This is a genomic window from Streptomyces sp. NPDC002032 (assembly GCF_042890765.1).
Lineage (GTDB): Bacteria > Actinomycetota > Actinomycetes > Streptomycetales > Streptomycetaceae > Streptomyces.
Window position 1 is genome coordinate 120473 of record NZ_JBIASM010000006.1, and the last position, 24837, is coordinate 145309.

Sequence of the window (24837 nt, forward strand, 5' to 3'; positions counted from 1 at the left end):
GGCCGGAGCGCCGGGACGCCGAGGCATCAGAATGACGTCCTCAGATTTACATGGTGGGACAAAAGCGGCATCCCGGGCCGCCCATGAGGGTGGCCCGGGATGCCGGTCAGTCCTTCGGCGGTGCCCCGCCGTGCTTCGCCGTGCTTCGCCGTCTTCTGCCGCCCGCGCCGCCGTCGCGCGGTGCGGGCTCCTACTGCGGGTCGCCGGTCGAGACGACCAGGGTGAACTCCGTGCCCTCCTTGGGGACGTCCGCGCCGGACGCCGGGAGCTGCTCCAGGACGGTGTCCTGGCCGTAGACCGCCTCGTCACGCTCCTGGAGGGTGAACTTCCAGCCGGCGGCCTGGATGCACTCCTTGACCGAGCGGAGGTTCTTGTAGCGGAAGTCCGGCGCCATGACCTTCGTGGCGTCCTTGTAGGACTTCGTGGCGCTCTTGCACTTGTCCGCGTCGATCGTGCGCGAGGTGTCCGGCCCCTTGTGGCCCGCCGCGGCCGGGGCGGAGGCGGACGAGCTCGCGCCGCCGGACCCGGCGGTGTCCTTCTTGTTGTCGTCCCCGCCCTGGTTCAGCACCGCGATCAGTCCGCCGACGGCCAGCAGGGCCACCACGACCGCCCCGACCACCACCGGCGTGTTCCGCTTCCCGCCGCCGCCCGGCGAGGACGCCGCGGACGGGGCCGGAGCCGGGGAGATGGTGAACGGCGGCGGGGTCTGCGGGGCGTACTGCTGCTGCGGCGCGGGCGTGTGCGGGTACGCGTACCCGCCCTGCGCCGGGGTCTGCGGAGCGTACGGGGACGGCGCCGGGGTGTGCTGCGGCTGGTACGGCTGCTGGAGCGACTGCGGCGGCGGCGCCTGGAAGGCGGAGTCCACCGGCGGGAACACGGCCGAGCTGACGCCCGCTCCGCTGCCGCCCGGCGCGGCGCCCGGCACGATGACCGGAGCGCCGGTCTGACCGGCGGACAGCACCCGCAGGATCTCGTCCCGCATGGCCGCGGCCGTCGGGAAACGCTCGTTCGGGTTCTTCTTCAGGGCCCGCGCCACCAGCGAGTCCATCGCCTGGGTGACCGACCGGTTGATGGAGGACGGAGCCACCGGCTCCTCCTGCACGTGTGCGTACGCGATCGCCAGTGGGGAGTCCGCCTCGAACGGGATCCGGCCCGTCAGCAGTTGGAAGAGCATGATGCCGACCGAATACAGGTCGGAGCGGGCGTCCACGCCCCGGCCCAGGGCCTGTTCGGGCGAGAGGTACTGGGGGGTGCCGACGACCATGCCGGTCTGCGTCATCGAGGTGACCCCCGACTGCATGGCCCGCGCGATGCCGAAGTCCATCACCTTGACCACGCCGCGCTTGGTCATCATCACGTTGCCGGGCTTGATGTCGCGGTGGACCAGCCCCATCTCGTGGCTGGTCTCCAGGGCGGCCAGCACGTCGGAGGTCACCTTCAGCGCCTTGTCGGCCGGCATCGCCCCGTACTGGCGGACGTCGGCGTCGAGGACGGAGCCGAGGGGCTGCCCCTCCACGTACTCCATGACGATGTACGGCATGACCGTGCCGTCGCCCGAGCCGCCGAAGGAGACTTCGCCCTCGCCGGTGTCGAAGACCGAGACGATATTGGTGTGCGACAGTTTCGCAACAGCCTGCGCCTCACGCCGGAACCGCTCGCGGAAGGAGGCCTCCCGGCCCAGTTCGCTGTGCAGGGTCTTGATCGCGACCTGCCGGTCGAGGGCGGAGTCGTACGCGAGGTAGACGGCGGCCATGCCCCCCTCGCCCAGCAAATCCCTTAGCTGGTAACGGCCACCGGCCAGAGAGCCGCCTGCGTACCGGCCCTGTGTGCCGTCCTGGCTCATGACTGTTGCTTCCCCTCGGGCTGTGTCCCTACGCGTCCGGCTGAGCGCATGTCGCGCCCAGTCTGCCGGAGGGCAAGCACACGTCAAGCCGGTGCCCGCTCCGTGACCGGGGGGCCACGGGGCGTCTGTGTCCGAACGGTGACCGGTTCGGAGGCTGTAGCGTTCATCGGAGCACCCGATGAGGACCCACCGCTAGAGCGGACGAGAGAGACGACGGCGAGGACTGATGGCACCCGAACCCGAGGGAAACGGCGCCGGGATGACCGATGGTCCTGAGCACTGGGGCGCCGGCGGACTGGTGGGCGACGGACGTTACCGCCTGACCCACCGGCTGGGCCGCGGCGGCATGGCCGAGGTGTTCGCCGCCGAGGACGTGCGCCTGGGCCGCACCGTGGCCGTGAAGCTGCTGCGCGCCGACCTCGCCGAGGACCCGGTGTCCAAGGCCCGCTTCACGCGCGAGGCACAGTCGGTCGCCGGGCTGAACCACCACGCCGTGGTCGCCGTGTACGACTCGGGCGAGGACCGGGTCGGCCCGAACGTCGTCCCCTACATCGTGATGGAGCTGGTCGAGGGCCGCACCATCCGGGACCTGCTGATCAGCGCCGAGGCCCCCGGCCCCGACCAGGCGCTCATCATCGTCTCGGGCGTGCTGGAGGCGCTCGCCTACTCGCACCAGCACGGCATCGTGCACCGCGACATCAAGCCCGCCAACGTCATCATCACCCACTCCGGTGCGGTCAAGGTGATGGACTTCGGCATCGCCCGCGCCCTGCACGGCGTGCAGTCGACGATGACCCAGACCGGCATGGTCATGGGCACCCCGCAGTACCTGTCGCCCGAACAGGCCCTCGGCAAGGCCGTCGACCACCGCAGCGACCTGTACGCGACGGGCTGCCTGCTCTACGAACTCCTCGCCCTGCGGCCCCCCTTCACCGGGGAGACCCCGCTGTCGGTGGTCTACCAGCACGTGCAGGACGCGCCGGTGCCGCCCTCGCAGCTCCCCGAGGGCCACTCCATTCCGCAGGAACTCGACGGCCTGGTCATGCGGTCGCTGGCCAAGGACCCGGACGACCGCTTCCAGAGCGCCGAGGAGATGCGCGGGCTCGTCCAGTACGCGCTCCAGATGCTCCAGGACCAGGGGGCGAACACCGGCACCTGGAACACCGGCCCGGTCACCATGTCCCTCCCGCACGGCCAGCCCGGCTCGTCCACCACGGCGATGCCGGCGGGCGGCAACGGCGGCCCGCGCCCCCAGTACAACGCGCACGCCACGACCTCGCAGTTCCAGCAGCCGATGGTGCCCCCGCTCAACCCCGACGACGGCACCGCCTTCCCGGGCGGCGGCGGTCACGGCGGCCAGGGCGGCGGCCGTGGCGGCCACGGTGGCTACGACGGCTACGACGGGTACGACGACCGCCGGGGCGGCGGCCGCTGGAAGATGTGGGTCTTCGCGCTGCTCGCGGTCCTCGCCATCGCCGGCGGTGTCGCGTACGCGGTGAGCACCATGAACGGCACCGGCAAGGGCGGCGGCGGCAAGCCGGGGGCCGGCCAGAGCTCGCCGGGCGCGACGCCGAGCAACCCGAGCTCGACGCCGGAGACCCCGTCGAACCCGCCGACCACCGACTCGGGCGGCTCCTCGCACGACGAGACGTACGTGCCCACGCCGAGCCGCAGCAAGTACACGCCGAGCAGCAGCCCGCCGGCCACGGCGAGCAGCCCGCCGCCGAAGACGGAGGAACCGACCACTCCGCCGGCCTCACCGCCGACCAAGCCGCCGACGAAGCCGCCGACGATCGCGCCGCCGACTTCGGGCGGCGCCGGTGGCGGCGGTGGCGGGGACAACCCGGGCGGCACATCGGAATGACCGGAGAGGGCCCGGCGGAATCGCTTCCGCCGGGCCCTCCCGCATAGGTGCGCGCCGCTTGTCAGAGGGCGTGCTGGTACTGCCTGCCCTGCCGGTGCAGGTTCCCCGCGAGGGTGTGGACGGTGATGAGCTGGGGTTCGATCCGCATGTACACGGGGTCGAAGACCGCGCCGTCCACGAAATGCGGACCCGGACCGAAAAGCTCCAGTTCAGCGGTGGTCGGTTCGACGATTTCCGCCGTTCCGGTGAACTGGACGGACCACAGGCGCGGATCCTCGGAATTGGAGTTGTCCGCCCCGTAGGAGACGACGCTGCCGTTACAGGCCTGGTGGTAGCCGAATCCCGCGTGCATTCTCAGCACGACCTTGCCGTCCACCACGATGTGGCGGGCGAGGGCGAGGAAGGGCAGCGCGCGCATGCTGGTGGCGACTCGGCCGTAGGGCACGCGGCGCAGCAGTTCGATGGCGTGGAGTTCCTCAGGGGACATGCGGACCACTCTCCGGCACCGGCACGGCGTCGCGACAGAGGATCCCGCCCCGATGATCGGGGACGTTGGTCCCGAATGGAACGGCACGCCCCGTGGCACCGCGGCGCCACGGGGACGGCGGGTCGAGGAACGCTCCGGACGGGCCGGAGAGCGGCTGGACCGGCTAGCGCTTCTCGGCCTGGAGGCGCGCCACGTACGCGGCCGCCTGGGACCGGCGCTCCATGCCCAGCTTCGACAGCAGGCTGGAGACGTAGTTCTTGATCGTCTTCTCGGCGAGGTGCAGCCGTTCGCCGATGACCCGGTTGGTCAGGCCCTCGCCGATGAGGTCGAGGATCTTGCGTTCCTGCTCGGTGAGGTTCGACAGCCGGTCGTCGCCCTTGCCGTTCTTGCCGTCGCGCAGCCGCTCCAGCACCCGCGCGGTGGCCACCGGGTCCAGCAGCGACTTGCCGGCCGCGACGTCCCGTACGGCGCTGAGCAGCTCGTTTCCGCGGATCGCCTTCAGGACGTAGCCCGAGGCGCCGGCCATGATCGCGTCGAACAGGGCTTCGTCATCGGCGAACGAGGTGAGCATCAGGCACTTGATGTCCTCGTTCTGGGAGCGCACCTCGCGGCAGACCTCGACCCCGCTGCCGTCCGGCAGCCGCACGTCGAGGACCGCCACGTCGGGGCGGGTGGCCGGAATGCGGACGAGCGCGTCCGCGGCCGTACCTGCCTCACCGACGATCTCGATGTCGTCTTCGACCGACAAGAGCTCATGAACGCCCCGACGTACCACTTCGTGGTCGTCCAGGAGGAATACCTTGATTTTTCCGTCTTCGCGCACAAAGTCATCTTCACACACTCACCCCTTCCCTGCCGGAGTTACCCGGGATAACGTGCCGTTGTTCCGGCCCCCTGCAAGGCTGTGACCAGTCGTTGTTCCCGAGACCGCCGATTTACTTGGATATCCAAGCAAAATCGCAGGTCAAGCGGGGTTTCGCAGTTATGCGGAGCACTGGGTAACGTGCATTGCGCAGGGCACTCGCCGGGGCACCTGTCACGCCTGAATCCCGTACGCGCCGTGCACCCACCCCGTGCACGGGTACGGATACAGGTGAGCCGCACTGGTCCCCGGAGAACCCGGGTGCCGGACCGACGGAGGAGCACACGTGACCGTGGAGAGCACTGCCGCGCGCAAGCCGCGACGCAGCAGCGGCACCAAGCGGGCGGCAGGCGCGGCGAGCGCCCGCAAGACCGCCGCTGCCACCGCACAGCCGCACGACGCCGAGCCTCAGCTCGTACAGCTGCTGACGCCCGAAGGCGAACGGATCGAGGCCGGGGCCAACCCCGACGCCGCGGAGTTCGCACCCTTCGTCGCGGACATCACCACCGAGGACCTGCGCGGGCTCTACCGCGACATGGTCCTGACCCGCCGCTTCGACGGCGAGGCGACCGCCCTGCAGCGTCAGGGCGAGCTGGGCCTGTGGGCGTCGCTGCTGGGCCAGGAGGCCGCCCAGATCGGCTCCGGCCGGGCCCTGCGCGACGACGACTACGTCTTCCCGACCTACCGCGAACACGGCGTGGCCTGGTGCCGCGGCGTGGACCCGACGAACCTGCTCGGCATGTTCCGCGGGGTCAACCACGGTGGCTGGGACCCGACCACGAACAACTTCCACCTCTACACGATCGTCATCGGCTCGCAGACGCTGCACGCGACCGGTTACGCGATGGGCGTGGCCAAGGACGGCGCGGACTCCGCGGTCATCGCCTACTTCGGCGACGGCGCGTCCAGCCAGGGCGACGTCATGGAGGCGTTCAACTTCTCGGCCGTCTACAACTCCCCCGTGGTGTTCTTCTGCCAGAACAACCAGTGGGCGATCTCCGAGCCGACCGAGCGCCAGATGCGCGCGCCGCTCTACCAGCGCGCGCGGGGCTTCGGCTTCCCGGGCATCCGGGTGGACGGCAACGACGTCCTGGCCTGCCTCGCGGTCACCCGCTGGGCGCTGGAGCGGGCCCGCCGGGGAGAGGGCCCGACCCTGGTCGAGGCGTTCACGTACCGGATGGGGGCGCACACCACCTCCGACGACCCGACGAAGTACCGGCGCGACGAGGAGACGGTGGCCTGGGAGGCCAAGGACCCGATCCTGCGCCTGAAGGCCCACCTGCTGGCCACCGGCGGCGCCGACGAGGCGTTCTTCGCCGAGCTCGAAACCGAGAGCGAGGCGCTGGGCAAGCGGGTGCGCGAGGTCGTGCGCTCCATGCCCGACCCCGACACCATGGCGATCTTCGAGAACGTCTACGCGGACGGGCACGCGCTCGTCGACGAGGAGCGCGCGCAGTTCGCCGCCTACCTCGCGTCCTTCGAGGGTGGGGAGTGACCACGATGGCCATCGAGAAGATGTCGATCGCGAAGGCGCTCAACGAGTCGCTGCGCAAGGCGCTGGAGACCGACCCCAAGGTCCTGATCATGGGCGAGGACGTCGGCAAACTGGGCGGTGTCTTCCGCATCACCGACGGGCTCCAGAAGGACTTCGGCGAGGAGCGGGTCATCGACACCCCGCTCGCCGAGTCGGGCATCGTCGGCACCGCCATCGGCCTGGCCCTGCGCGGCTACCGGCCGGTCGTGGAGATCCAGTTCGACGGTTTCGTCTTCCCCGCGTACGACCAGATCGTCACGCAGCTCGCGAAGATGCACGCGCGCGCCCTCGGCAAGATCAAGATGCCGGTCGTCGTGCGCATCCCCTACGCCGGCGGCATCGGCGCGGTCGAGCACCACAGCGAATCCCCCGAGGCGCTCTTCGCGCACGTCCCGGGCCTCAAGGTGGTCTCGCCGTCGAACGCGGCCGACGCCTACTGGATGCTCCAGCAGGCGATCCTCAGCGACGACCCGGTGATCTTCTTCGAGCCGAAGCGCCGCTACTGGGACAAGGGCGAGGTCGACGTCGAGGCCATCCCCGGCGAGCTGCACAAGGCGCGCGTCACCCGCGAGGGCTCGGACGTCACGCTGGCGGCCTACGGCCCGATGGTGAAGGTCTGCCTGGAGGCGGCCGCCGCGGCCGCCGAGGAGGGCAAGTCGGTGGAGGTCCTGGACCTGCGCTCGATGTCCCCGGTCGACTTCGACGGGATCCAGGCGTCGGTCGAGAAGACCCGCCGCCTCGTGGTCGTCCACGAGGCGCCGGTCTTCCTCGGTGTGGGCGCGGAGGTCGCCGCCCGCATCACGGAGCGCTGCTTCTACCACCTGGAGGCGCCGGTGCTGCGCGTGGGCGGGTTCCACGCCCCGTACCCGCCGGCCCGCCTGGAGGACGAGTACCTGCCGGGCCTGGACCGGGTGCTCGACGCCGTCGACCGCTCGCTGGCGTACTGAGGAGCCACGTTCATGACCATCCGCGAATTCAAGATGCCCGACGTGGGCGAGGGCCTCACCGAGGCCGAGATCCTCAAGTGGTACGTCCAGCCCGGTGACACCGTCACCGACGGGCAGGTCGTCTGCGAGGTCGAGACGGCGAAGGCGGCCGTGGAGCTGCCGATCCCCTTCGACGGGGTGGTGCACGCGCTGCTCTTCGAGGAGGGCGTGACCGTCGACGTCGGCCAGGTCATCATCTCGGTCGAGACCGGCGGGGACGACGCGCAGGCCCCGGCCGCCGCCGCCGAGGCCCCGGCCGCCGTCGCCGCCGAGGCCGAGCCCGCGCCCGAGGCGCGCCAGCCCGTCCTGGTCGGCTACGGGGTCTCCACCGCCTCCACGAAGCGCCGCCCGCGCAAGGCCCCGGCGGGCGCGGCCGCGCAGAACGGCTCGGCCGCGGCGGTGGCTCCGGCCGCCCCCGCTCCGGCCGCCCCCGCGGCGCCCGCCCCGGCTCCGGCCGCCCCGGCGCTGCCCGCCGTACCGGCTCAGCCGGGCGGCGAGCGGCCGCTGGCGAAGCCGCCGGTGCGCAAGCTCGCCAAGGACCTCGGCATCGACCTGGCCTCGGTGGTCCCCACCGGCGACGGCGGGGTCGTGACCCGGGAGGACGTCCACGCGGCGGCCGCCTCGGCGATCGCCCCGCAGCAGGCGGCCGTACCCGCGACGGCTCCGGCAGCCGCCCCGGCCGCCGTCCCGGCCCCGGTGGGCGCGCCCGTCGCGCCGGCCGCGGCCGTCCCGGCCGACGCCTCGGCGCGCGAGACCCGCATCCCGGTCAAGGGCGTCCGCAAGGTCACCGCCCAGGCCATGGTCCACTCGGCCTTCACCGCGCCCCACGTCACCGAGTTCATCACCCTCGACGTGACCCGCACGATGAAGCTGGTCCAGGAGCTGAAGGACGACCCGGACCTCGCCGGTCTGCGGATCAACCCGCTGCTCCTGATCGCCAAGGCCGTCCTCGTCGCGATCCGCCGCAACCCCGACGTCAACGCGTCGTGGGACGAGGCGGCCCAGGAGATCGTGCTCAAGCACTACGTGAACCTGGGCATCGCGGCCGCCACCCCGCGCGGCCTGATCGTGCCGAACATCAAGGACGCGCACGCCAAGACCCTGGGCGAGCTGTCCACGGCCCTGTCCGAGCTGGTCGCCACGGCCCGCGACGGCAAGACCTCCCCGGCCGACATGCAGAACGGCACCATCACCATCACCAACGTCGGCGTCTTCGGCGTCGACACCGGTACGCCGATCCTGAACCCGGGCGAGTCCGCGATCCTCGCGGTCGGCGCGATCAAGCTCCAGCCGTGGGTCCACAAGGGCAAGGTCAAGCCCCGGCAGGTCACCACCCTGGCGCTGTCGTTCGACCACCGTCTGATCGACGGCGAGCTCGGCTCCCGCTTCCTGGCCGACATCGCCGCCGTCCTGGAACACCCGCGCCGGCTCGTCACCTGGTCGTAGCGGTCCACAGGCGGTACCCGCGGCATCCGCGGTACGTCCGAGGGGCCGGTCCCCCGCGCACGCGCGCGGCGGGACCGGCCCCTCGGCCATGCCGGGAGCCGGGGAGAAATGCCTGGTCAGCGCCGGTACGGGCGTGTGATCATCGCCGGATGCACTTCCGCGCTGCCTCCGCAGACCCCACAGACCGCGTCGGACTCGCCGGCCCCGCCGACCGCGCCGCCGCCTACCCGGCCGACGGCCCCGTCACCGCCCTCGGCGCCGACCGCGTCCGCGAGGAGTTCGCGGCCCACCGGCTGCGCCCCGAGTGGACCTGGTTCGCCGAGGACGAGGACGGGGAGCCGCTGGCCCGCGCCCTGTGGTGGGGCCGGGCCGACAGCGAGCGGCCCGTGGCCCTCGACTGCCTCCAGGTCCGCGAGGGCGTCGCCGACCCGGCCGCCCTCGCCGCCGGCCTGCTGGAGGCCGGCCACACCGCCTTCGGGGCGGTCCCCGGCTACCACCTGTCCCTGCCCCGCGACTGGCGCGCCGACCCGGCCCTGGCCGCCGCCGTCGCCTGGCGCCGGGAGGCCGCCCGCAGGGCCGGTCTGACGCGGGAGACCGAGCGCCTGCGCTACGAGTGGACCCCGGCCGCGGGAACCGCCGCGCCCACCGGGCGCCTCGTCTTCCGCGAGGGCACCGACGAGGAGTTCCTGGAGGCCTTCGCCCGGCTCTCCCGGGGCAGCCTCGACCTGAACACCCGGAGCGAACTCGCCACGATGACGGAGGAGGAGTTCGCCCGCGCCGACTTCGCGTTCTACCTCGACTGCCCCGGCGAGCGCGCGTGGTGGCGCCTGGCCCACCTGCCCGACGGCACCCTCGCCGGGATGGCCATCCCCTCCGCGACCCCCTACCACCGCAACGTCGGATACCTGGGAGTCGTCCCGGAGCAGCGCGGCCGGGGCCTGATCGACGAGGTCCTCGCCGAGATCACCCGCTTCCACGCGGCCGCGGGCGCCGAGCGCGTCACCGCGACCACCGACACCGTCAACGTCCCGATGGCCGCCGCCTTCGACCGGGCCGGTTACGAGGTCACCGAGATCCGCCTCGTCCTGGAGCCGCCGCCGGCGGCCTGACGCGGTAACCTCCCGCACCGGGAAGGGGGTCGGGGTGCCCATCACCGAGTTGCAGGTGTACTGCGTCGAGGAGACCGACGCCACGGGCGGCGTGTGCGTCGTGCGGTGCCTGGGCGGGGCCGCCCGGGCCGGGCAGGTCTACGCCGCCGGGCCCGCGCGGCTCGGGCTGCGCCGCATAGAGCGCCACGGCCGCCCGGTCGAGGCCTTCGGCGCCGGGCACACGGCACGGGTCCGCCTCGCGGGGGCCGTCGTCGCGCTGCTCGGCCGGGGACAGGTGCTGACCTCCGTACCGCCCGCCGGGCACGCCCTGGCGGAACTGGAGGCCTGGCTGGCCACCAGGCCGCCGCTGGGGGGACGAGCCCCTGCCGCGGACCCTGCGGAGCCTGGCCGGGGGCGGGATGCGGGACGAGGCCCTGCCCGCCGGGGTGCGGCTGCGCTGGGGCCGGGTGGCGCTGGCGGCGGCGGACTGGTGCGCGCGGGCCGAGGGCGCCTCGGGCCTGGCGCGGGGCATCGACCTGGCCCACGTACGCGGCTACCTGATCCGGGAGTTCGGGCCCGGGCCGGGCGGGGACCCGGCGGCGCTGTGCCGGGAGGCCCTCGCGCTGCTGGACCTGTCCCCCCGGGAGGCGGCCGCGCGGGCCGCCGTCTGGCGGGACCTGCCCCGGGCGGGGATCGTGCACCTGCGCCTGATCAAGAACCTGCTGGGCCACACCGAGGCGGTCCGGCCCTACCTCGCGGACGGCGGCCCCCTGCGGGAGGCCGTGGACGCCTGGTCTGCGGTGCGGCCACGGCTTCCCTGAGGGTGCTCCGGCTCAGCCCTTCGCGGCGTTGCCGGCGACCTTGGACGGGGTGATGCGCACGATGACCCGTACCGCTCCGTCGGCGGCCTGCGCGTACTCCTTGCCGCCGCCCGGGCCCAGGTACTCCTCGGCGATGCGGACCGCGACCGCGCGTCCGGCGTCCTCGGTGACGGTGGCGGTGCCGCGGATCTCCGCGTAGACGTAGGGGTTGGCCAGGTCGAAGACGGTCAGGCTGACCCGGGCGTCGCGGACCGCGTTGCGCTCCTTGCGGCGGCCCCGCTCGGTGGAGATCAGCACGTCGTCCCCGTCCCGGGTCACCCAGACCACCGAACTCTGGGGGCTGCCGTCGGGGTTGAGGGTGGAGAGCACGGCGGGGTGTGGGGCGTCGAGGAGCCGGCGTACGGCGTCGTTCAGCGTGATCGTCATACGCGGCAGGGTAGTTGGGGCACGGACGGCGCGGGGCGGAGCCGGGCGGCGGAGCCGGGATTACCCGAAGTCGCTCAGCGCCACGGGATGTTGAGCCAGGGACTCGCGGGATCGGTGGTCAGCGTCAGATGGGTGGCGAGGGAGGAGGTGTACCACTCCCCGAACTCCTCCTCGTCGAAGTGCAGGCACCGGCCGAGGGCGTACCCGGCGGAGAAGTCCGCCCAGGAGCGGTACGTCCGGCGGACCGCCCCGCCCGCGCGGAGCACGGCCCGCTCGGCGTCCTCCACGGTGCCGTAGCGGGTGGCGACGCCCCAGCGGGCCATCTGGGAGGCACGGCCGAGGTCCCAGCCCTCCACGGAACGCACCCAGCCGTCCGGCGGGAGCAGCCCGTCCGCCCGGAAGCGCTGCTCGTAGCGGGCGATCCGGCCGATGAGCCGGCGCACACCGGCGATCTCGCCCTCGACCTCGGCGCGGGGGCGTGGCTCGGCGACCGTGACCCCGTCGGGGGTGAGCTGCGGCTCGGCGGAGCGTTCGGCGCCCCGGCGCAGGCCGGCCTCGGCGGCGTGGCGCCAGTGCTCCACGTCGACGGGGCCGGCGAAGTCCGAGGCGAGGACCCGGCGCACGCGCAGCGCGAACTCCCAGACGGGGCTGACGGCTTCGGCGTTCAGCAGCTGGCGCAGGGCGTCCAGCCAGCCCGCGCTGTCGGTGACGCCCCACCATTTGCGCAGCCGTTCGCGCTCGCGGGTGTAGCCGAGTCCGTGGTAGGCGAGGGCATTCCAGAACTCCCCGTTGGAGACGGCCAGATGGGCGCCGACGGCGAGCCCGTGCGCGACCGGCCCGTGCAGCGGCCCGCCGGTGTGCAGGGCGTGCACGGCGCCCTCGGCCAGGCCCCAGGAGGGGGCGGCGTCCCAGTGCGCGCGCCAGCGGGCGCGGTCGGCGGGGGTGGTGGTCAGGTAGGCCTCGGCGGGGCAGCCGGGGTTCACCGCGAGGAAGGCGGGGTCCCGGGCGTCCCAGGCGTTCGCGAACCAGGCGAGGCTCTGGCGCAGGTACACGGTGTACGGGTCGGGCGCGGGCAGCATGCCCCGGGTGTAGACGGCCAGGGCGGCCCCGCCGGGCATGGGGTGGAAGCGCGCGTGCGCCGGTTCGGCGTCGACCTGGGCGCGGTGCTGGGGGAGGAAGAGCTCGGCCCGGGCGAGGGCGTCCAGGTAGCCGGGCCAGTCCCCGCGCGCCTTGGCCCCGTACAGCTCTCTCTCGATCGCGCTCGGCGCAGTCCAGCCATCCATACGTCCCGACTGTATAGGGGGGACCCGGGGCGCCCGCAGGCCGGTCGCGGGGTGTACGGGACCGGGTGCTACGGGGACTCCCCCAGCGGCAGCTCCGCCCAGACGGTCTTGCCGACCACCCGGTCCCTGACGCCCCAGTCCCGCGCGAGCGCCCCGACGATGTGCAGCCCCCGCCCGAACCGGTCCCCCGGCGCGGCGACCCTCGGCCGGGGCCACCGTTCCCCCCTCGGATCGGTCACCTCGATCCGCAGCACCGCCTCCATGAGCCGCAGCCCTACCCGCAGGTCCCGGCCGTCGACGGCCCCGTGCAGCAGCGCGTTGGTGGTCAGCTCGCTGGTCACCAGGGCCACGTCCGCCGCCAGCTGGGGCTGCCCCCAGAGCACCGCGAGCCACGCCGCGCGCCGCCGGGCCGCCGGTACGGAGTCCTGGCGGGGCGGGTAGTTCCGTACGTCGTACCGGGTGGGTGTGAGCTCCATGACCGTGGCACCTCCTGTGCGGGCGGTGGCATGCCGGTGCCTCGTGGGCAGCGGTGCGCTTCCGCCAACGGACGCTGTGCGGTGATTGGTTCGTCACCGACCGTAGGGGTCCGTCGCGCTGGCGTGCAAGCTGTCTTGGGGATATATATCCCCAAGGGTGAGTTGTGTGGTCCGGCCGGAGCGGTGAAGACTGCGTCCGGTGCGAGGAGGTGGACCAAGTGCCCACGGACAACCGGGTGTCGACGGTGCTGGCCCGTCGGCTGGGCGGCGAGCTGCTGCGGCTGCGTGACGCGGCGGGCCTGACCCAGCCGCAGGCGGCCCAGGTGCTCAGTGCGACCGCGGCGAAGATCGCCAAGATGGAGCGGGGCTGGGTGCCCTTCCGGGACCCCGACGTCATCGCCCTGTGCACGTTGTACGGCGTGACGGACAGGGCGGTCGTGGACGGCCTGCTGGCGCTGGCCAAGCTGGACCGGGAGCGCCGCAAGGCCAGGGGATGGTGGCAGAAGATGCCCATCGTCGGCGGTCTGGGCGAGTACATCGCGATGGAGGAGGTCGCCAGCCGCATCCGTACCTGGCAGCCGGCCCTCGTTCCCGGGCTGCTCCAGACCCCGGAATACGTGCGGGCGCTCGGCGTCACGTCCAACTGGTCGCACCCCGACGAGATCGAGGCGCTCGTGACGTCACGGATCAAGCGCCAGGCGCGGTTGTGGGGCGACGCGCCGCTGGAGTTCCACGCGGTGCTGTGGGAAGCCGCGTTGCGCCAGCAGGTCGGCACCGCCGAAGTGATGCGCGCGCAGCTCGACCACCTGGTGAGGATGGCGGAACTGCCGCACGTCCACGTGCAGGTGCTCCCCTTCCGGGCGGGGAGGTACCACGGTGTCGACGGTTCCTTCAACATCGTGTCGTTCGCGGAGCCCGGAGCACTGGACGTCGGCTATGCCGAGAGCCTCGCCTCTACTCTGTGGGCGGAGGGGGCGGAGGCCAGCGCCGCCTACAACCGGGCGTTCGCCCGCGTATCGCAGCTGAGCCTCGCGCCGCTCGATTCGGTGAGCCTGATCGACGCCATCAGCAAAGGTATGTAGGCCCTTGAAAAAGTTCGTGTTCGTGAAGTCCAGTTACAGCGGAGACCAGGCCAACACCGAGTGCGTCGAGGTGGCCACGAACGTGCCCGGCACGGTGGCCCTCCGGGACAGCAAGCGGCCGGACGGCCCGGTCGTCCAGGTCAGCGGGACCACCTGGGAGGCGTTCGTCGCGGCCCGGTAGCCGGGGCGGCGGACCTCCCTCTACGGCAGGAGACGCGTATGCGGGGCGGGGCGGTGGCGGTCGTCGGCGGGAGCATCGCGGGATGCGCGTTAGCGTCGGCGGCGGTACGGGCCGGGGCGGAGGGGGTCGTCGTGCTGGAGCGCACGCGGGGGCGGCTCGCCGACCGGGGGCTCGGGCTGTGCGTGCACGACGACCGGGCCGCCGAGCTGGCCGCGGCGGGGGCGCTGCCCGCGGGCATCCCCGCGCACCGGCTGGAGCGGCGCCGGTGGGTGGTGCGGGATCCGCGGGAGGCGGGCGGCCGGCTCATCTGGGAGCAGCCCTTCCCCTTCCACTCGTACCACTGGGGGCTGCTGTGGCGCGGGCTGCGCGCGGCGACCCCGGACTCCGTGGTCTACCGGCAGGGCGAGACGGTCGAGGCGGTGACGGGGGACGGGGGCGGCGCCGGGATCCGGTTCGCAGGGGGCGCCGTCGAGCGGTACGACCTGGCCGTCGGCGCCGACGGGTACCGCTCCGTGGTGCGCGAGGCGCTCTGCCCGGGGGCGCGGCCGCACTACGCCGGGTACGTCTGCTGGCGCGGCAACTTCGACGCGGGCCGGCTCGCCGGGCTCGGCGGCGCCGCCGATCCGCACCCCGGGGCGGTCACCACCGTCTGCTTCGCGGGCGGGAGCTGCGTGATCTACCGGATCCCCGGTCCGGACGGCCCCCGGGTGAACTGGGTGCTGTACGCGCCGCCGCCGCGGGGCGGCGGGCTGCGCTTCGACGACCCGACGAGCTTCCCGCCGGGCGCGCTGACCCCGGAACTGTCGGCGCACCTGCGGGCGTTGCTGGAGCGGGAGTTCCCGGCGTACTGGGGGGCGGCACTGGCCCTGACCGACCCGGCGGACACCTTCGTGCAGCCCATCTACGACCTGGAGACCGAGCGGGTGGCCGGGGGCCGGCTCCTGCTCGCGGGTGACGCGGCCACCGTGGTGCGCCCGCACAACACCAGCGGCGCCGCCAAGGCCCTCCAGGACGCCGCCGCCTTTGCCGCCGCGTGGCGCCGCGCGGGGACCTGGGAGGAGCTGGTGGACGGCTACCAGGCGGCCCGGGGCCGGGCCGGGCGGGACCTCGTGGCGCTGGCCCGGCGGCTCGGGCGGGCGCAGGTGGAGCGGACTCCGGCGTGGGCCTCGATGGGGCCGCAGGAGGTGGCGGCCTGGTGGCAGGGGCAGCTGGGCGGTGCGGCGGGCATCGGCGGCCAGGCCCTGACCCCGCCCCCGCCCGCGCCCCCGGCCGCTGATGCCGACGCGGCCCGGGCGGGCGGAACGGCCCCGTAACCCGCGCCCGACAGCATCCGTACCGCCCCCGTACCGCCCCCGTACCCCGCTCCGTACCGGCGCCCCCGCCGGCGGCCGCCCGGGGCCCGGCGCCCGCGACGGCCGTGCCTCCGTGCGCCCGCGCGGACCCCCTTGACGGGCGCCGGTGACGGGGAGACGCTCCCGGGGCCCAGGACCGGGCGGTTGCAGCTGGGGGGCGGTATGCCGGGGGAGTCTGGCCAGACGGCGGGGGAGCTGCGGGCACGGCTCGCCGCGTACGGGGCGCGGTGGTCGGTGAGCGAGCACCTGGCCGACGGGGACCCCGTACCGCGCCCCGCGCTCGGCCTGGAGCCGGGGGTGAACCTGACGCCGGCCGCCGAGGCGGGGACCGTGGACCTGCGGGCGCTCGTCGGCCGCCCCAGCGGCAACCCGCACCTGACCCGGCGCCGCGCGGCGCACGGACTGCTGGACGGGCGGCCCGGGGCCGCCGTCGCCCCCCGCCCGGTGGCCGTGGACTGGCGCAGCCGCTGGGGCTGGCCCTGGCTCACCAAGGTGAAGGACCAGAACCCCTGCGACTCCTGCTGGGTCTTCGCCGCGGCGGGCCTCGTCGAGTCGATGGCCCGGATCGAGCACGACGTATGGGCGCGCCGCTCCGAGGGCGACGTGCACGACGGGCTGAAGTCCGCCTGCGGGCAGGGCGGGAACCCGGAGACCGCCCTGGACTGGATCCGGACCAACGGCGGCCTCGCGGACCCGGACTGCTGGCCCTACGGCACCCCGCCCCCCGGCCTGCCCGCCGAGCGGCGCGAGGCCTGGCGCGCCGAGTACACGCCCAGCTGGGACCGCTCCGGGCGCACCGTCCGGATCACCGGCCACGTACGCCTGGGGGACGTGGAGCAGCAGAAGGCCTGGCTGGACACGGTCGGCCCGCTGACCGCCTGCTTCGACGTCTACGACGACTTCTTCGGGCTGGGGTCCGGCGTCTACCACCGCACCAGCGACCGGCTCGCGGGCGGCCACTGCGTCCTGGTCGTCGGCTACGACGACGCGGCGGGCTGCTGGCTGTTCAAGAACTCCTGGGGGACCGGCCACCACGTCGGCGGCTACGGCCGGATCGCGTACGGCGAGGTGAACATCGACTACTGGGCCAAGTCCGGGCTGGTCGGCACCAACATCGACCCCTGGAGCAAGCGGCGCCTGCACGCGGGCAACGTCTACGAGAGCGGCAACGGCCGGGCCCACCGCAACTTCGAGCTGGCCGCGACGGCGGGCGGCGGCGGCCGCCTGCGGCACTGGTGGCGCGACGGCGAGGCCCCCCACGGCTGGTCCCGGGCGGCGTCCTTCGCCTCGGACGCCTCCGGCCAGCCCGCCTTCACCGGCACCACCTACAACCGGAACATGGAGTCCCTGCACGTCACCACGGGCGGCCGGCTGCGCCACTGGTACTACGAGCAGGCCGTCGGCGTCTGGCGGGACGGCGGCGCCTTCGGCCCGGGCGACGCCGCGGTCGGCTCGACCCCGGCGTTCATCCAGAGCGACTACGGCAAGCCGGGCAACTTCGAGGTGGTCGTGCGCACCGCCGACGGCCGGCTGGGCCACTGGTGGCGGATCAACGGCGCGCCCTGGACCTGGAACGACGGCGGCCGCTTCGCCTCGGGCATCGCCCACTACGGGCCCGCCCTGGTACAGACCCGCAGCCGGCACCTGGACCTGGTGGCCGCCCGTGAGGACGGCACGATGCAGCTGTGGTGGCGCGACGACCCGAACGGCTTCGTCTGGCGCCCCGGCGAGGTCTTCGGCGCCGGGATCACCTCCGCGCCCTGCCTGATCGAGGCGCAGTACGGGGCCGTGGACGAGGACACCGCGGGCAACTACGAGCTGTGCGCGGCGCGCGCCGACGGCCGTGTCGAGCACTGGTGGCGCGGGAACGCGGCGGGCTCCGGCTGGGTCCGCGACGCGGTGTTCGGGCACGACGTGCGCACCGTCACCGGGATGCTCCAGGGCAGCTTCGGCTTCAACCTGGAGGTCGTCGTCCTGCGCACCGACCGCCTGCTCCAGCACTACTGGCGCGACGGCGCGGGCTGGCACGAGGGGCCGGTGATCGGTCCCGTCTGATCCAGTCCGGATCGTGGACACGGATACGCGTGCATCCCTCATGTATCTATCCTGTGCGCATGCCAGCCCTGCCGCTCTCGCCCGCCTCCCCGGCCCCCTCCGGCCCGAAGCCCCCGCCCGCCGCCGACCGCGTCTACCGCCACGTCAAGGAGGGCGTGCTGGAGCGCCGTTACGAGGGCGGGGTGCTGCTGACCGAGGGCGAACTCGCCGAGGCCGTCGGGGTCTCCCGTACGCCCGTCCGCGAGGCGCTGCTGCGGCTGGAGACCGAGGGGCTGCTGAAGCTGTACCCGAAGAAGGGCGCGCTGGTGCTGCCGGTCTCCGCGCAGGAGATCGCCGATGTCATCGAAACCCGGCTGCTGGTCGAGGAGTTCACCGTCCGCCGAGCCGTCCCCGCGCCGCCGGCCCTGCTGGAGCGGCTCGCGGAACTCCTCGCCGAGCAGCGGCGCTGCGCCGGGCGCGGCGACCTGGCCGCGATGATGCAGGCCGACCGGTGCTTCCACGCCGAGATCGTCCGGCACGCGGGCAACCAGATCCTCTCCCGGCTCTACGACCAGCTGCGCGACCGCCAGTTGCGGATGGGCGTGGCCCTGCTGCACGCGCACCCCGACCGGGTGGAGCGCTCCCTCGCCGAGCACGCCGAGATCCTGGACGCCCTGCGCTCCGGGGACGCCGAGACCGCCGCCGCCGCCGTACGCGGACACGTCGGCCGGGTCGAGGAACTGGTGCGGGGGACGGGCCGGTGAGCGGCTCCCGCACCGTCGCGGTGTCCGAGGACCCGCCCGGCGGCCGCCGGGCCGTGGCCGTCTGGTCGATCGGCGTCGCCGTCTACTTCGTCGCCGTCATCTTCCGCACCAGCCTGGGCGTCGCCGGCCTCGACGCCGCCGGCCGCTTCCACGTCAGCGCCTCCGCGCTGTCCACCTTCTCCCTGCTCCAGCTCCTGGTCTACGCGGGCATGCAGATACCCGTCGGCCTGATGGTGGACCGGCTCGGAACCAAGAAGGTGCTCACGCTGGGCGCCGTGCTCTTCACCGCCGGGCAGCTCGGCTTCGCGCTGTCCCCGTCCTACGGAATGGCGCTGGCCGCCCGCGCCCTGCTGGGCTGCGGCGACGCCATGACCTTCATCTCCGTGCTGCGGCTGGGCACCCGGTGGTTCCCCGCCCGGCGCGGGCCGCTGATGGCGCAGCTGGCCGGGCTGGTGGGGATGGCGGGCAACCTGGTCTCCACCCTGGTGCTGGCGCCCGTCCTGCACGGGCTCGGCTGGGTGCCGGCCTTCGCGGGCAGCGCCGTCGCCGGGCTGGTGGTCCTCGTCCCGCTGGTGCTGTTCCTGCGCGACCACCCCGAGGGCCACGAGCCGGCGCGGGCCGCGCCGACGGGCGGGGCGCGGGGCGCGGGCGCCTTCGTGCGCCGGCAGATCGCCGACTCCTGGCGGGAACCCGGCACCAGGCTCGGGCTGTGGGTGCACTTCACCACCCAGTTCCCCGCGATGGTGTTCCTGCTGCTGTGGGGGATGCCGTTCCTCGTCGAGGCGCAGGGGCTGTCCCGGACCACCGCGGGCGCCCTGATGACCCTGGTGGTCGCCTCCAACATGGGCTTCGGGCTGCTCTACGGCCAGCTCGTCGGCCGCCGCCAGGCCTCCCGGATCCCGCTCGCCCTGACCACCGTGGCGGTCACCGCCACCCTGTGGGGCGCCGTCCTCGCCAGCCCGGGGGACCGGGCGCCGATGTGGCTGCTGGTCACCCTGTGCGTGGTGCTCGGCACCTGCGGACCGGCCTCGATGATCGGCTTCGACTTCGCCCGGCCCGCCAACCCGGCCGAGCGTCAGGGCACCGCCTCCGGCATCACCAACATGGGCGGGTTCCTCGCCTCGATGACGACCCTGCTGGCGGTGGGCGTGCTGCTCGACGCCACCGGCGACAACTACCGGATCGCCTTCTCGTCGGTGTTCGTCCTGGAGGCGCTCGGCGTGGCCCAGATCCTGCGGCTGCGCGGCCGGGCCCTGGCCCGCGAACGGGAGCGCGGCGCCCCCGCCGCGCAGCCGCAGGCCGTGGCGGTCGCGGGCTCCGCCGGCCCCGCGAGCCCTGCGAGCCCCGCCAGCCCCACCAGTCCCGCCGGGGTCTGAGGGGCCCGGCGGGCCCTACGGAGTGACCGCGAAGGCCGCCAGGATCGCCTCGGCCAGCTCCGGGTCGCCCTCCGCCTTGACCCGGTCGGCCACCGCGCGCGGCCGCACCCGGCCCGCGGCGAGCCGTACGTACGTCTCCCAGTCCATGGTGAGCGTCACGGCCGGCCCCAGCGAGGGCGACTTGTCGAGGGTGGCCCGGCCCGTCGCGTCGACCCGTACGGTCCGCATGAACTCCAGCTGCCCGTGCACGTCCAGCACCACCGCCGAGTTCGGCGGCGCGCCCGCGCCCTTCGCGACCGCCTTCGGCAGCCCGGCGAGGAGCAGGTCGCGCGCCACGTAAGCGCCCGGGGAGTCCCAGTTGCCGGGCACGCCCAGCGCGGCCCGCAGGTCCTGCTCGTGGATCCACACGTCGAACGCCCGCAGCCGCAGCGCGTGCTCCAGGGGCACCTGCTCGCCGAGCGGTCCGCGTACCAGGGTGGCCGGATCCCGCTTCTCGCTCCGCAGCTGGCGCGCGCGCCGGATGACCGTGTACTCCAGCTCGGAGGTCATCTCCGGGGCGGTGTGGTGGCGCCGGACGTCAACCTGCACCTCCATGTACCGGGTGAACTCGTCGACGACGTGCCGCAGGTCGCGGGGCAGGGTGTGGATCGGCCGGGGGTCGCCGAGCTGCTCGCATTCGATGCCGATGATGTGCGACACGACGTCGCGGACGGACCAACCGGGGCACGGGGTGGCCCGGTTCCACTCGCTCTCGGCCAGCGGGAGGACCAGCTCGGTTATCGCCTCGATGGAATGCGTCCACGCGTCGGCATAGGGCTCAAGGCTGGGATGGACGGTCAACGGGACCCCTCGCGTGCAGTTTCAGTGGCGCGTTGTGGACTATTCCCAAAACTACGCTGCCGATGAGCACCCCGGCAGTGCTTTCGTGTGACGATCGTAGGCCCGAACGGACGGCTGATAGGCCAGGACGGTGGTACTGTGCGCGCTTCTCTGATCCAAATCGCGGTGAACGAAGGGGAGTCGGTGGGCTCCCGGCGTTCCCGCGCGGCCGAACTCGTGCGCGAGCAGGGCGGCAGCGACCTCGTCGTACTGCCCGAGCTGTGGACGGTCGGGGCCTTCGCCTACGAGCAGTTCGAGACCGAGGCCGAACCGCTGGACGGCCCGACGTACGAGGCCATGTCCAAGGCCGCCCGCGACGCCGGGGTCTGGCTGCACGCCGGCTCGGTCGTCGAGCGCGCCGGTGACGGCTCGCTCTACAACACCGCGCTCGTGCTGTCCCCGGCCGGCGAGCTCGCCGCGACCTACCGCAAGATCCACCGCTTCGGCTTCGACCAGGGCGAGGCGGTGCTGATGTCGGCCGGGGACTCGCTGACGACGGTGACCCTGCCGGAGCAGACCCTGGGCCTGGCCACCTGCTACGACCTGCGCTTCCCCGAACAGTTCCGGGGCCTGGTCGACGCGGGCGCCACGACCATGGTCGTCTCGGCGGGCTGGCCGGCCAGGCGGCGCGCTCACTGGACCCTGCTGAACCGGGCGCGGGCCGTCGAGGACCAGTCGTACGTACTGGCCTGCGCGCTGGCCGGCACCCACGCGGGCGTCGAGCAGTCCGGGCACAGCCTGGTGGTCGACCCGTGGGGCGAGGTGCTCGCGGAGGCGGGCCCGGGGGAGTGCGTCCTGACGGTGGAGCTGGACCCGGCGAAGGTGGCCGCCACCCGGGAGCAGTTCCCGGCGCTGAAGGACCGCGTGCTGGGGCTCCGCACCCCGGGCGGCGCGGCCGGTCGGGAGGGCTCATGATCCGGCGCGGACGGGGCAGGACAGCGCCATGACCCAGCGCAGCGAAACCGCGACCGCCACGGACACGGACACGGACACGGGCGCCGCCACGGCCCCCGGGGCCGCCACGGCCCCCGGCGCCGCCACGGCCTCCGGGGCCTCCGGCGCCTCTGGGGCCTCCAGGGCCGAAGCCGCCGAGGCCGTCGAGGCGGCCGCCGAGCCGCACGAGCCCGCCCCCGGCGAGCGCGCCGCGCGCGACCGGGTCCGCGCCGAGGCCACCGGCATGCGCCACCACGAAGCGGAGGACGCCCTGGAGGCCGCCCGGGAGGCCGGGGCGGAGCCGGCCGTCGTGGCGGAGTGGCAGCGCATCGAGGAGCACCTCGTGGACCACGGCGGCCCCTACGCCCCGGAGTCCGATCCCTACGTCCAGGGCCAGCTCACGGCCCGCTCCCACCACGCGGACAGCCACCGCGACGACCTTTAGGGCGGGTCCCGGGCGCGCGACCGGGAGGGCCTCACTCCTCGGGGTCCGGGCCCTCCCGCTCCTTCTCGGCCATCCGGATCACGCACACCGCGACCGCGATGAGCAGCGCCGGGTCCGCGTCCTCGCGGATCACGTCGACGGCGTACGTCTCGCGGATCCGGTACCACTGGCGGGAGATCAGCGCGAGCAGTTCGCCGTCGTACTCGACCTTGAACTCGCGGTCCAGGATCCGCCCGCTGACGTCGAGCTCCGTGCCGTCCGCCAGCGTCACCAGGAAGTGGTTGCGCAGCAGCGACAGGCGTTTGCGGCGGATCACCGCGAGGCGCAGGTCGTCCCGCTCCAGGGTCATCGCGTCGCGCAGGGCGAAGAGCTTCGCCCGCAGGGTGATCAGGATCCGGCCGTCCCGGTCCTTCAGCTCCAGGGTGTCGCGGAAGCGCAGGGCCTTCCCGTCGACGAGGAAGGCGGGCCGGCCGTCCTCGTCCTCGATCCAGTAGTCGTCCCCGATGGCCAGCAGTTTGTCCCGTACGAGGTATTTCATGCCCTGATCGTTGCCCGCGATAGGTTGCCGCCATGCCTCTTCTCTACGTGACCGACCTGGCGTACCCGGCGCGCGGCCGCCGCTACGGCGACGAGGACATATTCCTCACCGCCCGGCTCCGCGAGCACTTCCCGCTGGCCCTGTGCCATCCGCTGGACGCGGCGGCGCTGATGCCCGGCTTCGACGCGGTGATCGTCCGCAACAGCGGCCCCGTCCTGCACTACCAGGAGGCCCACGACGCCTTCCGCGCGGCCGCGCTCGCCGCCGGGACCCGCGTCTACAACCCGCTCACCGGCCGCGGCGACATGGCCGGGAAGCAGTACCTCCTCGACCTGACCGCCGCCGGGTTCCCGGTCATCCCGACCGTCGACGACCCGGCGGACCTGCACCTGCTGCCGCGCGTGCCCTCGTACGCGGTGAAGCCCAAGCAGGGCGCCGACTCCATCGGGCTCACCTTCACGGCCGAACCGTCCGGTCCGGCCGGGGAGATCCTGATCCAGCCGCGGATCGACTTCGCGTACGAGGTGTCCTTCTACTTCGTCGACGACGCCTTCCAGTACGCCCTGTACGCGCCCGACCCGAAGCGCCGCTGGGAGCTGGCCCCGTACGAGCCCACGGACGCGGACCTGGCCTTCGCGCGCCGCTTCGTCGAGTGGAACACCCTCGCGCACGGCATCCAGCGCGTCGACGCCTGCCGGGCCCCCTCCGGCGAACTGCTGCTCGTGGAGCTGGAGGACCTCAACCCCTACCTGTCCCTGGACCTGCTCGCGCCCGAGGTCCGCGACTCCTTCGTGCGGGCCCTCACGGCCTCGCTGCGCTCGTTCCTCGCCACCGCCTGAGCAGCAGCCGCCGGCCCGGGACCTCCACCCAGGTGTGCAGGGCCCAGGCGAGGGCCAGGGACACCGAGAAGGCCGCGGCGAGCACCAGCAGGCCCCCGTCCCACAGGGGGAGCTTGGGATGGCCGCCGAAGAGGTGCTCGCCGGTCCGGATCACCAGGATGTGGACCATGTAGAAGGCGAAGGAGACCTCGCCCAGCTTGACGCTGAGCCGCCCCCGCCAGGGCGAGGGCTCCCCCGCCACGTCGGCGCGCGCGGCGGCGGCGATCAGGCACGTGAAGCCGACGACGGTGCAGGCGACGGAGCGGTAGGCGTAGTCGGCCTGGTAGCTCAGGAAGTAGCCGCCCATGGCCAGGGCGAGGGAGGCGGTCAGGCCCGGGCCGCGCCAGCGCCCGGAGCGCACCAGCTCGGCCACGGCGATGCCGAGGACGAATTCGGGGAGGCGGACCAGCGGGAAGAAGTACTGGGACCAGATCGTGCCGTCGGGCACCCCGGTCAGCTCCCAGACGGTCGGCACGGCCAGGACGGCGGCCAGCGCGCAGGCCGCGACGGGCCAGGCGGAGCGCGGCCCGAGGCGGCGCAGCGGCCACAGGAGCAGCGGGAAGCAGAGGTAGAAGAACGCCTCGCAGGCCAGGGACCAGCTGACCGGGTTCAGCCCCTGGAAGTAGGGGATCTCCAGCACCCAGGACTGCACGAGCCCCAGGTTCGCCGCGAGCGGCCGCAGCCCCTGCTTGGTGTCCGGCGCGAACGCCACGGCCATCAGCAGCGCGAAGGCGACGGTGACCAGGTGCAGCGGGTACACGCGGGCGAACCGTCGCCGGTAGAAGGTCAGGACGCGCCGCCCGGTGGGGGCGGTGGCGCTGGACCAGGCGAGGACGAAGCCGGAGAGGACGAAGAAGAACGACACCCCGCTGTTCCCGGCACCGAAGGCGAAGGTGACCAGGTCGTTGGCGCGTCCGCCGAAGTACTCCACGATGTGCACGTGGTACAGGAACACCATCAGCGCGGCGGTCCACCGCAGCCCGGTGAGCGAAGGCAGCGAAACGATTCCGCCACCCCGGCCCTTCTCCGCCACGGCTCCCGCGCCGTCTGTTCCGCTTATCAGCTCAGTCGTCGCCACGGCCGCAAAAACTAGCACGCCCCCACCTTCCGCTTCCGCCCGGCGAAGCCCGCTCACCCGGGGCAGCGGGCCCCCGAGCGGACCGGTGCGGGGGGCCGGCCCAATACCGGAGGAACCTCCTACACCCTCGCCGATCCGCGAGGGCGGACCGGCATCCTCGATTTCTGGATCTCCTGAACCA

Annotated in this window: 24 protein-coding genes; 15 read left to right on the forward strand and 9 right to left on the reverse strand. The window is 73.5% G+C overall.

Annotated elements, in window-relative coordinates:
- Positions 1-190: 190 nt before the first annotated feature.
- Positions 191-1843, reverse strand: coding sequence for a protein kinase (locus ACFYYT_RS16515; RefSeq protein WP_351823568.1), 1653 nt, complete (start codon positions 1841-1843; stop codon positions 191-193).
- A gap of 226 nt (positions 1844-2069) precedes the next feature.
- On the opposite strand from ACFYYT_RS16515, the gene ACFYYT_RS16520 reads away from it, so the two are divergent.
- Positions 2070-3707, forward strand: coding sequence for a protein kinase (locus tag ACFYYT_RS16520; RefSeq protein WP_351823571.1), 1638 nt, complete (start codon positions 2070-2072; stop codon positions 3705-3707).
- Positions 3708-3768: 61 nt separating this feature from the next.
- On the opposite strand, the gene ACFYYT_RS16525 is transcribed toward ACFYYT_RS16520, so the two are convergent.
- A complete protein-coding gene (locus tag ACFYYT_RS16525; RefSeq protein ID WP_351823574.1) occupies positions 3769-4194 on the reverse strand; it encodes a pyridoxamine 5'-phosphate oxidase family protein in 426 nt (141 codons plus the stop codon).
- Between the two features lie 163 nt (positions 4195-4357).
- Positions 4358-5017, reverse strand: a complete 660-nt coding sequence (locus ACFYYT_RS16530) for a response regulator transcription factor (RefSeq protein WP_030225053.1) — start codon at positions 5015-5017, stop codon at positions 4358-4360.
- Positions 5018-5342: 325 nt separating this feature from the next.
- Between ACFYYT_RS16530 and pdhA the strand changes: the two genes are divergently transcribed.
- The 5 genes from pdhA (at position 5343) to ACFYYT_RS16555 (ending at position 10931) form a co-directional block, all read left to right on the forward strand.
- Positions 5343-6551: a pyruvate dehydrogenase (acetyl-transferring) E1 component subunit alpha gene (pdhA, locus tag ACFYYT_RS16535; RefSeq protein WP_351823577.1), complete on the forward strand. Its 1209-nt coding sequence runs from the start codon at positions 5343-5345 to the stop codon at positions 6549-6551.
- Positions 6552-6556: 5 nt separating this feature from the next.
- Positions 6557-7537 (forward strand): alpha-ketoacid dehydrogenase subunit beta, encoded by a 981-nt coding sequence (locus tag ACFYYT_RS16540; protein WP_351823580.1) that lies wholly within the window; start codon positions 6557-6559, stop codon positions 7535-7537.
- A 12-nt stretch (positions 7538-7549) separates the two neighbouring features.
- Entirely contained in the window at positions 7550-9022 is a 1473-nt protein-coding gene (locus ACFYYT_RS16545; protein WP_351823583.1) for a dihydrolipoamide acetyltransferase family protein, read from the forward strand.
- Positions 9023-9171: 149 nt separating this feature from the next.
- Positions 9172-10131, forward strand: a complete 960-nt coding sequence (locus ACFYYT_RS16550; protein WP_351823585.1) for a GNAT family N-acetyltransferase — start codon at positions 9172-9174, stop codon at positions 10129-10131.
- A 398-nt stretch (positions 10132-10529) separates the two neighbouring features.
- Positions 10530-10931, forward strand: a complete 402-nt coding sequence (locus tag ACFYYT_RS16555) for a hypothetical protein (protein ID WP_351823588.1) — start codon at positions 10530-10532, stop codon at positions 10929-10931.
- Positions 10932-10943: 12 nt separating this feature from the next.
- On the opposite strand, the gene ACFYYT_RS16560 is transcribed toward ACFYYT_RS16555, so the two are convergent.
- The 3 genes from ACFYYT_RS16560 to ACFYYT_RS16570 form a co-directional block, all read right to left on the reverse strand.
- Positions 10944-11357 (reverse strand): PPOX class F420-dependent oxidoreductase, encoded by a 414-nt coding sequence (locus ACFYYT_RS16560; protein WP_351823591.1) that lies wholly within the window; start codon positions 11355-11357, stop codon positions 10944-10946.
- A gap of 74 nt (positions 11358-11431) precedes the next feature.
- Positions 11432-12640, reverse strand: coding sequence for a DUF1266 domain-containing protein (locus tag ACFYYT_RS16565; RefSeq protein ID WP_351823594.1), 1209 nt, complete (start codon positions 12638-12640; stop codon positions 11432-11434).
- A gap of 68 nt (positions 12641-12708) precedes the next feature.
- Positions 12709-13116 carry an ATP-binding protein gene (locus ACFYYT_RS16570; RefSeq protein ID WP_351823597.1) on the reverse strand — a complete coding sequence of 136 codons (408 nt, stop codon included), beginning with the start codon at positions 13114-13116 and terminating at the stop codon, positions 12709-12711.
- A 218-nt stretch (positions 13117-13334) separates the two neighbouring features.
- Here ACFYYT_RS16570 and ACFYYT_RS16575 point away from each other — a divergent pair, with 218 nt between their 5' ends.
- The 6 genes from ACFYYT_RS16575 to ACFYYT_RS16600 all read left to right on the forward strand — a co-directional run bounded on the left by ACFYYT_RS16575 (position 13335) and on the right by ACFYYT_RS16600 (position 19905).
- On the forward strand, positions 13335-14198 hold the full coding sequence (locus ACFYYT_RS16575) for a helix-turn-helix transcriptional regulator (RefSeq protein WP_351823600.1): 864 nt from the start codon (positions 13335-13337) through the stop codon (positions 14196-14198).
- A 4-nt stretch (positions 14199-14202) separates the two neighbouring features.
- Positions 14203-14379, forward strand: coding sequence for a DUF397 domain-containing protein (locus ACFYYT_RS16580; protein WP_351823603.1), 177 nt, complete (start codon positions 14203-14205; stop codon positions 14377-14379).
- Positions 14380-14417: 38 nt separating this feature from the next.
- Positions 14418-15692, forward strand: coding sequence for an FAD-dependent monooxygenase (locus ACFYYT_RS16585; protein ID WP_351823606.1), 1275 nt, complete (start codon positions 14418-14420; stop codon positions 15690-15692).
- Between the two features lie 201 nt (positions 15693-15893).
- A complete protein-coding gene (locus ACFYYT_RS16590) occupies positions 15894-17786 on the forward strand; it encodes a C1 family peptidase (RefSeq protein WP_351823609.1) in 1893 nt (630 codons plus the stop codon).
- Between the two features lie 59 nt (positions 17787-17845).
- Positions 17846-18529 carry a GntR family transcriptional regulator gene (locus ACFYYT_RS16595; protein ID WP_351823611.1) on the forward strand — a complete coding sequence of 228 codons (684 nt, stop codon included), beginning with the start codon at positions 17846-17848 and terminating at the stop codon, positions 18527-18529.
- Positions 18526-19905: an MFS transporter gene (locus tag ACFYYT_RS16600; RefSeq protein WP_351823614.1), complete on the forward strand. Its 1380-nt coding sequence runs from the start codon at positions 18526-18528 to the stop codon at positions 19903-19905. Before ACFYYT_RS16595 ends, ACFYYT_RS16600 begins: the two co-directional genes overlap by 4 nt.
- Positions 19906-19920: 15 nt before the next feature.
- Here the strand turns inward: ACFYYT_RS16600 and ACFYYT_RS16605 are convergent, their stop codons facing one another.
- Positions 19921-20745, reverse strand: coding sequence for a maleylpyruvate isomerase family mycothiol-dependent enzyme (locus ACFYYT_RS16605; protein ID WP_351823615.1), 825 nt, complete (start codon positions 20743-20745; stop codon positions 19921-19923).
- Between the two features lie 138 nt (positions 20746-20883).
- Between ACFYYT_RS16605 and ACFYYT_RS16610 the strand changes: the two genes are divergently transcribed.
- Together ACFYYT_RS16610 and ACFYYT_RS16615 are read left to right on the forward strand one after the other, a co-directional pair.
- The gene (locus ACFYYT_RS16610; RefSeq protein WP_351823618.1) at positions 20884-21699 is read left to right on the forward strand and encodes a carbon-nitrogen family hydrolase; all 816 of its coding nucleotides are present in this window, start codon (positions 20884-20886) and stop codon (positions 21697-21699) included.
- Between the two features lie 28 nt (positions 21700-21727).
- Positions 21728-22162, forward strand: coding sequence for a hypothetical protein (locus ACFYYT_RS16615; protein ID WP_351823620.1), 435 nt, complete (start codon positions 21728-21730; stop codon positions 22160-22162).
- A gap of 31 nt (positions 22163-22193) precedes the next feature.
- On the opposite strand, the gene ACFYYT_RS16620 is transcribed toward ACFYYT_RS16615, so the two are convergent.
- On the reverse strand, positions 22194-22700 hold the full coding sequence (locus ACFYYT_RS16620; protein ID WP_351823622.1) for an LURP-one-related family protein: 507 nt from the start codon (positions 22698-22700) through the stop codon (positions 22194-22196).
- Between the two features lie 32 nt (positions 22701-22732).
- On the opposite strand from ACFYYT_RS16620, the gene ACFYYT_RS16625 reads away from it, so the two are divergent.
- On the forward strand, positions 22733-23539 hold the full coding sequence (locus ACFYYT_RS16625) for a hypothetical protein (RefSeq protein ID WP_351823625.1): 807 nt from the start codon (positions 22733-22735) through the stop codon (positions 23537-23539).
- Here the strand turns inward: ACFYYT_RS16625 and ACFYYT_RS16630 are convergent.
- The gene (locus ACFYYT_RS16630) at positions 23502-24656 is read right to left on the reverse strand and encodes an acyltransferase (RefSeq protein ID WP_351823627.1); all 1155 of its coding nucleotides are present in this window, start codon (positions 24654-24656) and stop codon (positions 23502-23504) included. The genes ACFYYT_RS16625 and ACFYYT_RS16630 overlap by 38 nt on opposite strands.
- Between the last annotated feature and the right edge of the window lie 181 nt (positions 24657-24837).

Bases quoted from the DNA above. Each gene is read 5' to 3' on its own strand.
- ACFYYT_RS16615 (WP_351823620.1), top strand. From the start codon at position 21,728: ATGACCCAGCGCAGCGAAACCGCGACCGCCACGGACACGGACACGGAC.
- ACFYYT_RS16585 (WP_351823606.1), top strand. From the start codon at position 14,418: ATGCGGGGCGGGGCGGTGGCGGTCGTCGGCGGGAGCATCGCGGGATGC.
- ACFYYT_RS16545 (WP_351823583.1), top strand. From the start codon at position 7,550: ATGACCATCCGCGAATTCAAGATGCCCGACGTGGGCGAGGGCCTCACC.
- ACFYYT_RS16590 (WP_351823609.1), top strand. From the start codon at position 15,894: ATGCCGGGGGAGTCTGGCCAGACGGCGGGGGAGCTGCGGGCACGGCTC.
- ACFYYT_RS16570 (WP_351823597.1), bottom strand. From the start codon at position 13,116: ATGGAGCTCACACCCACCCGGTACGACGTACGGAACTACCCGCCCCGC.
- ACFYYT_RS16525 (WP_351823574.1), bottom strand. From the start codon at position 4,194: ATGTCCCCTGAGGAACTCCACGCCATCGAACTGCTGCGCCGCGTGCCC.
- ACFYYT_RS16565 (WP_351823594.1), bottom strand. From the start codon at position 12,640: ATGGATGGCTGGACTGCGCCGAGCGCGATCGAGAGAGAGCTGTACGGG.
- ACFYYT_RS16540 (WP_351823580.1), top strand. From the start codon at position 6,557: ATGGCCATCGAGAAGATGTCGATCGCGAAGGCGCTCAACGAGTCGCTG.
- ACFYYT_RS16520 (WP_351823571.1), top strand. From the start codon at position 2,070: ATGGCACCCGAACCCGAGGGAAACGGCGCCGGGATGACCGATGGTCCT.
- ACFYYT_RS16515 (WP_351823568.1), bottom strand. From the start codon at position 1,843: ATGAGCCAGGACGGCACACAGGGCCGGTACGCAGGCGGCTCTCTGGCC.
- ACFYYT_RS16560 (WP_351823591.1), bottom strand. From the start codon at position 11,357: ATGACGATCACGCTGAACGACGCCGTACGCCGGCTCCTCGACGCCCCA.
- ACFYYT_RS16550 (WP_351823585.1), top strand. From the start codon at position 9,172: ATGCACTTCCGCGCTGCCTCCGCAGACCCCACAGACCGCGTCGGACTC.
- ACFYYT_RS16620 (WP_351823622.1), bottom strand. From the start codon at position 22,700: ATGAAATACCTCGTACGGGACAAACTGCTGGCCATCGGGGACGACTAC.
- ACFYYT_RS16555 (WP_351823588.1), top strand. From the start codon at position 10,530: ATGCGGGACGAGGCCCTGCCCGCCGGGGTGCGGCTGCGCTGGGGCCGG.
- ACFYYT_RS16625 (WP_351823625.1), top strand. From the start codon at position 22,733: ATGCCTCTTCTCTACGTGACCGACCTGGCGTACCCGGCGCGCGGCCGC.
- ACFYYT_RS16595 (WP_351823611.1), top strand. From the start codon at position 17,846: ATGCCAGCCCTGCCGCTCTCGCCCGCCTCCCCGGCCCCCTCCGGCCCG.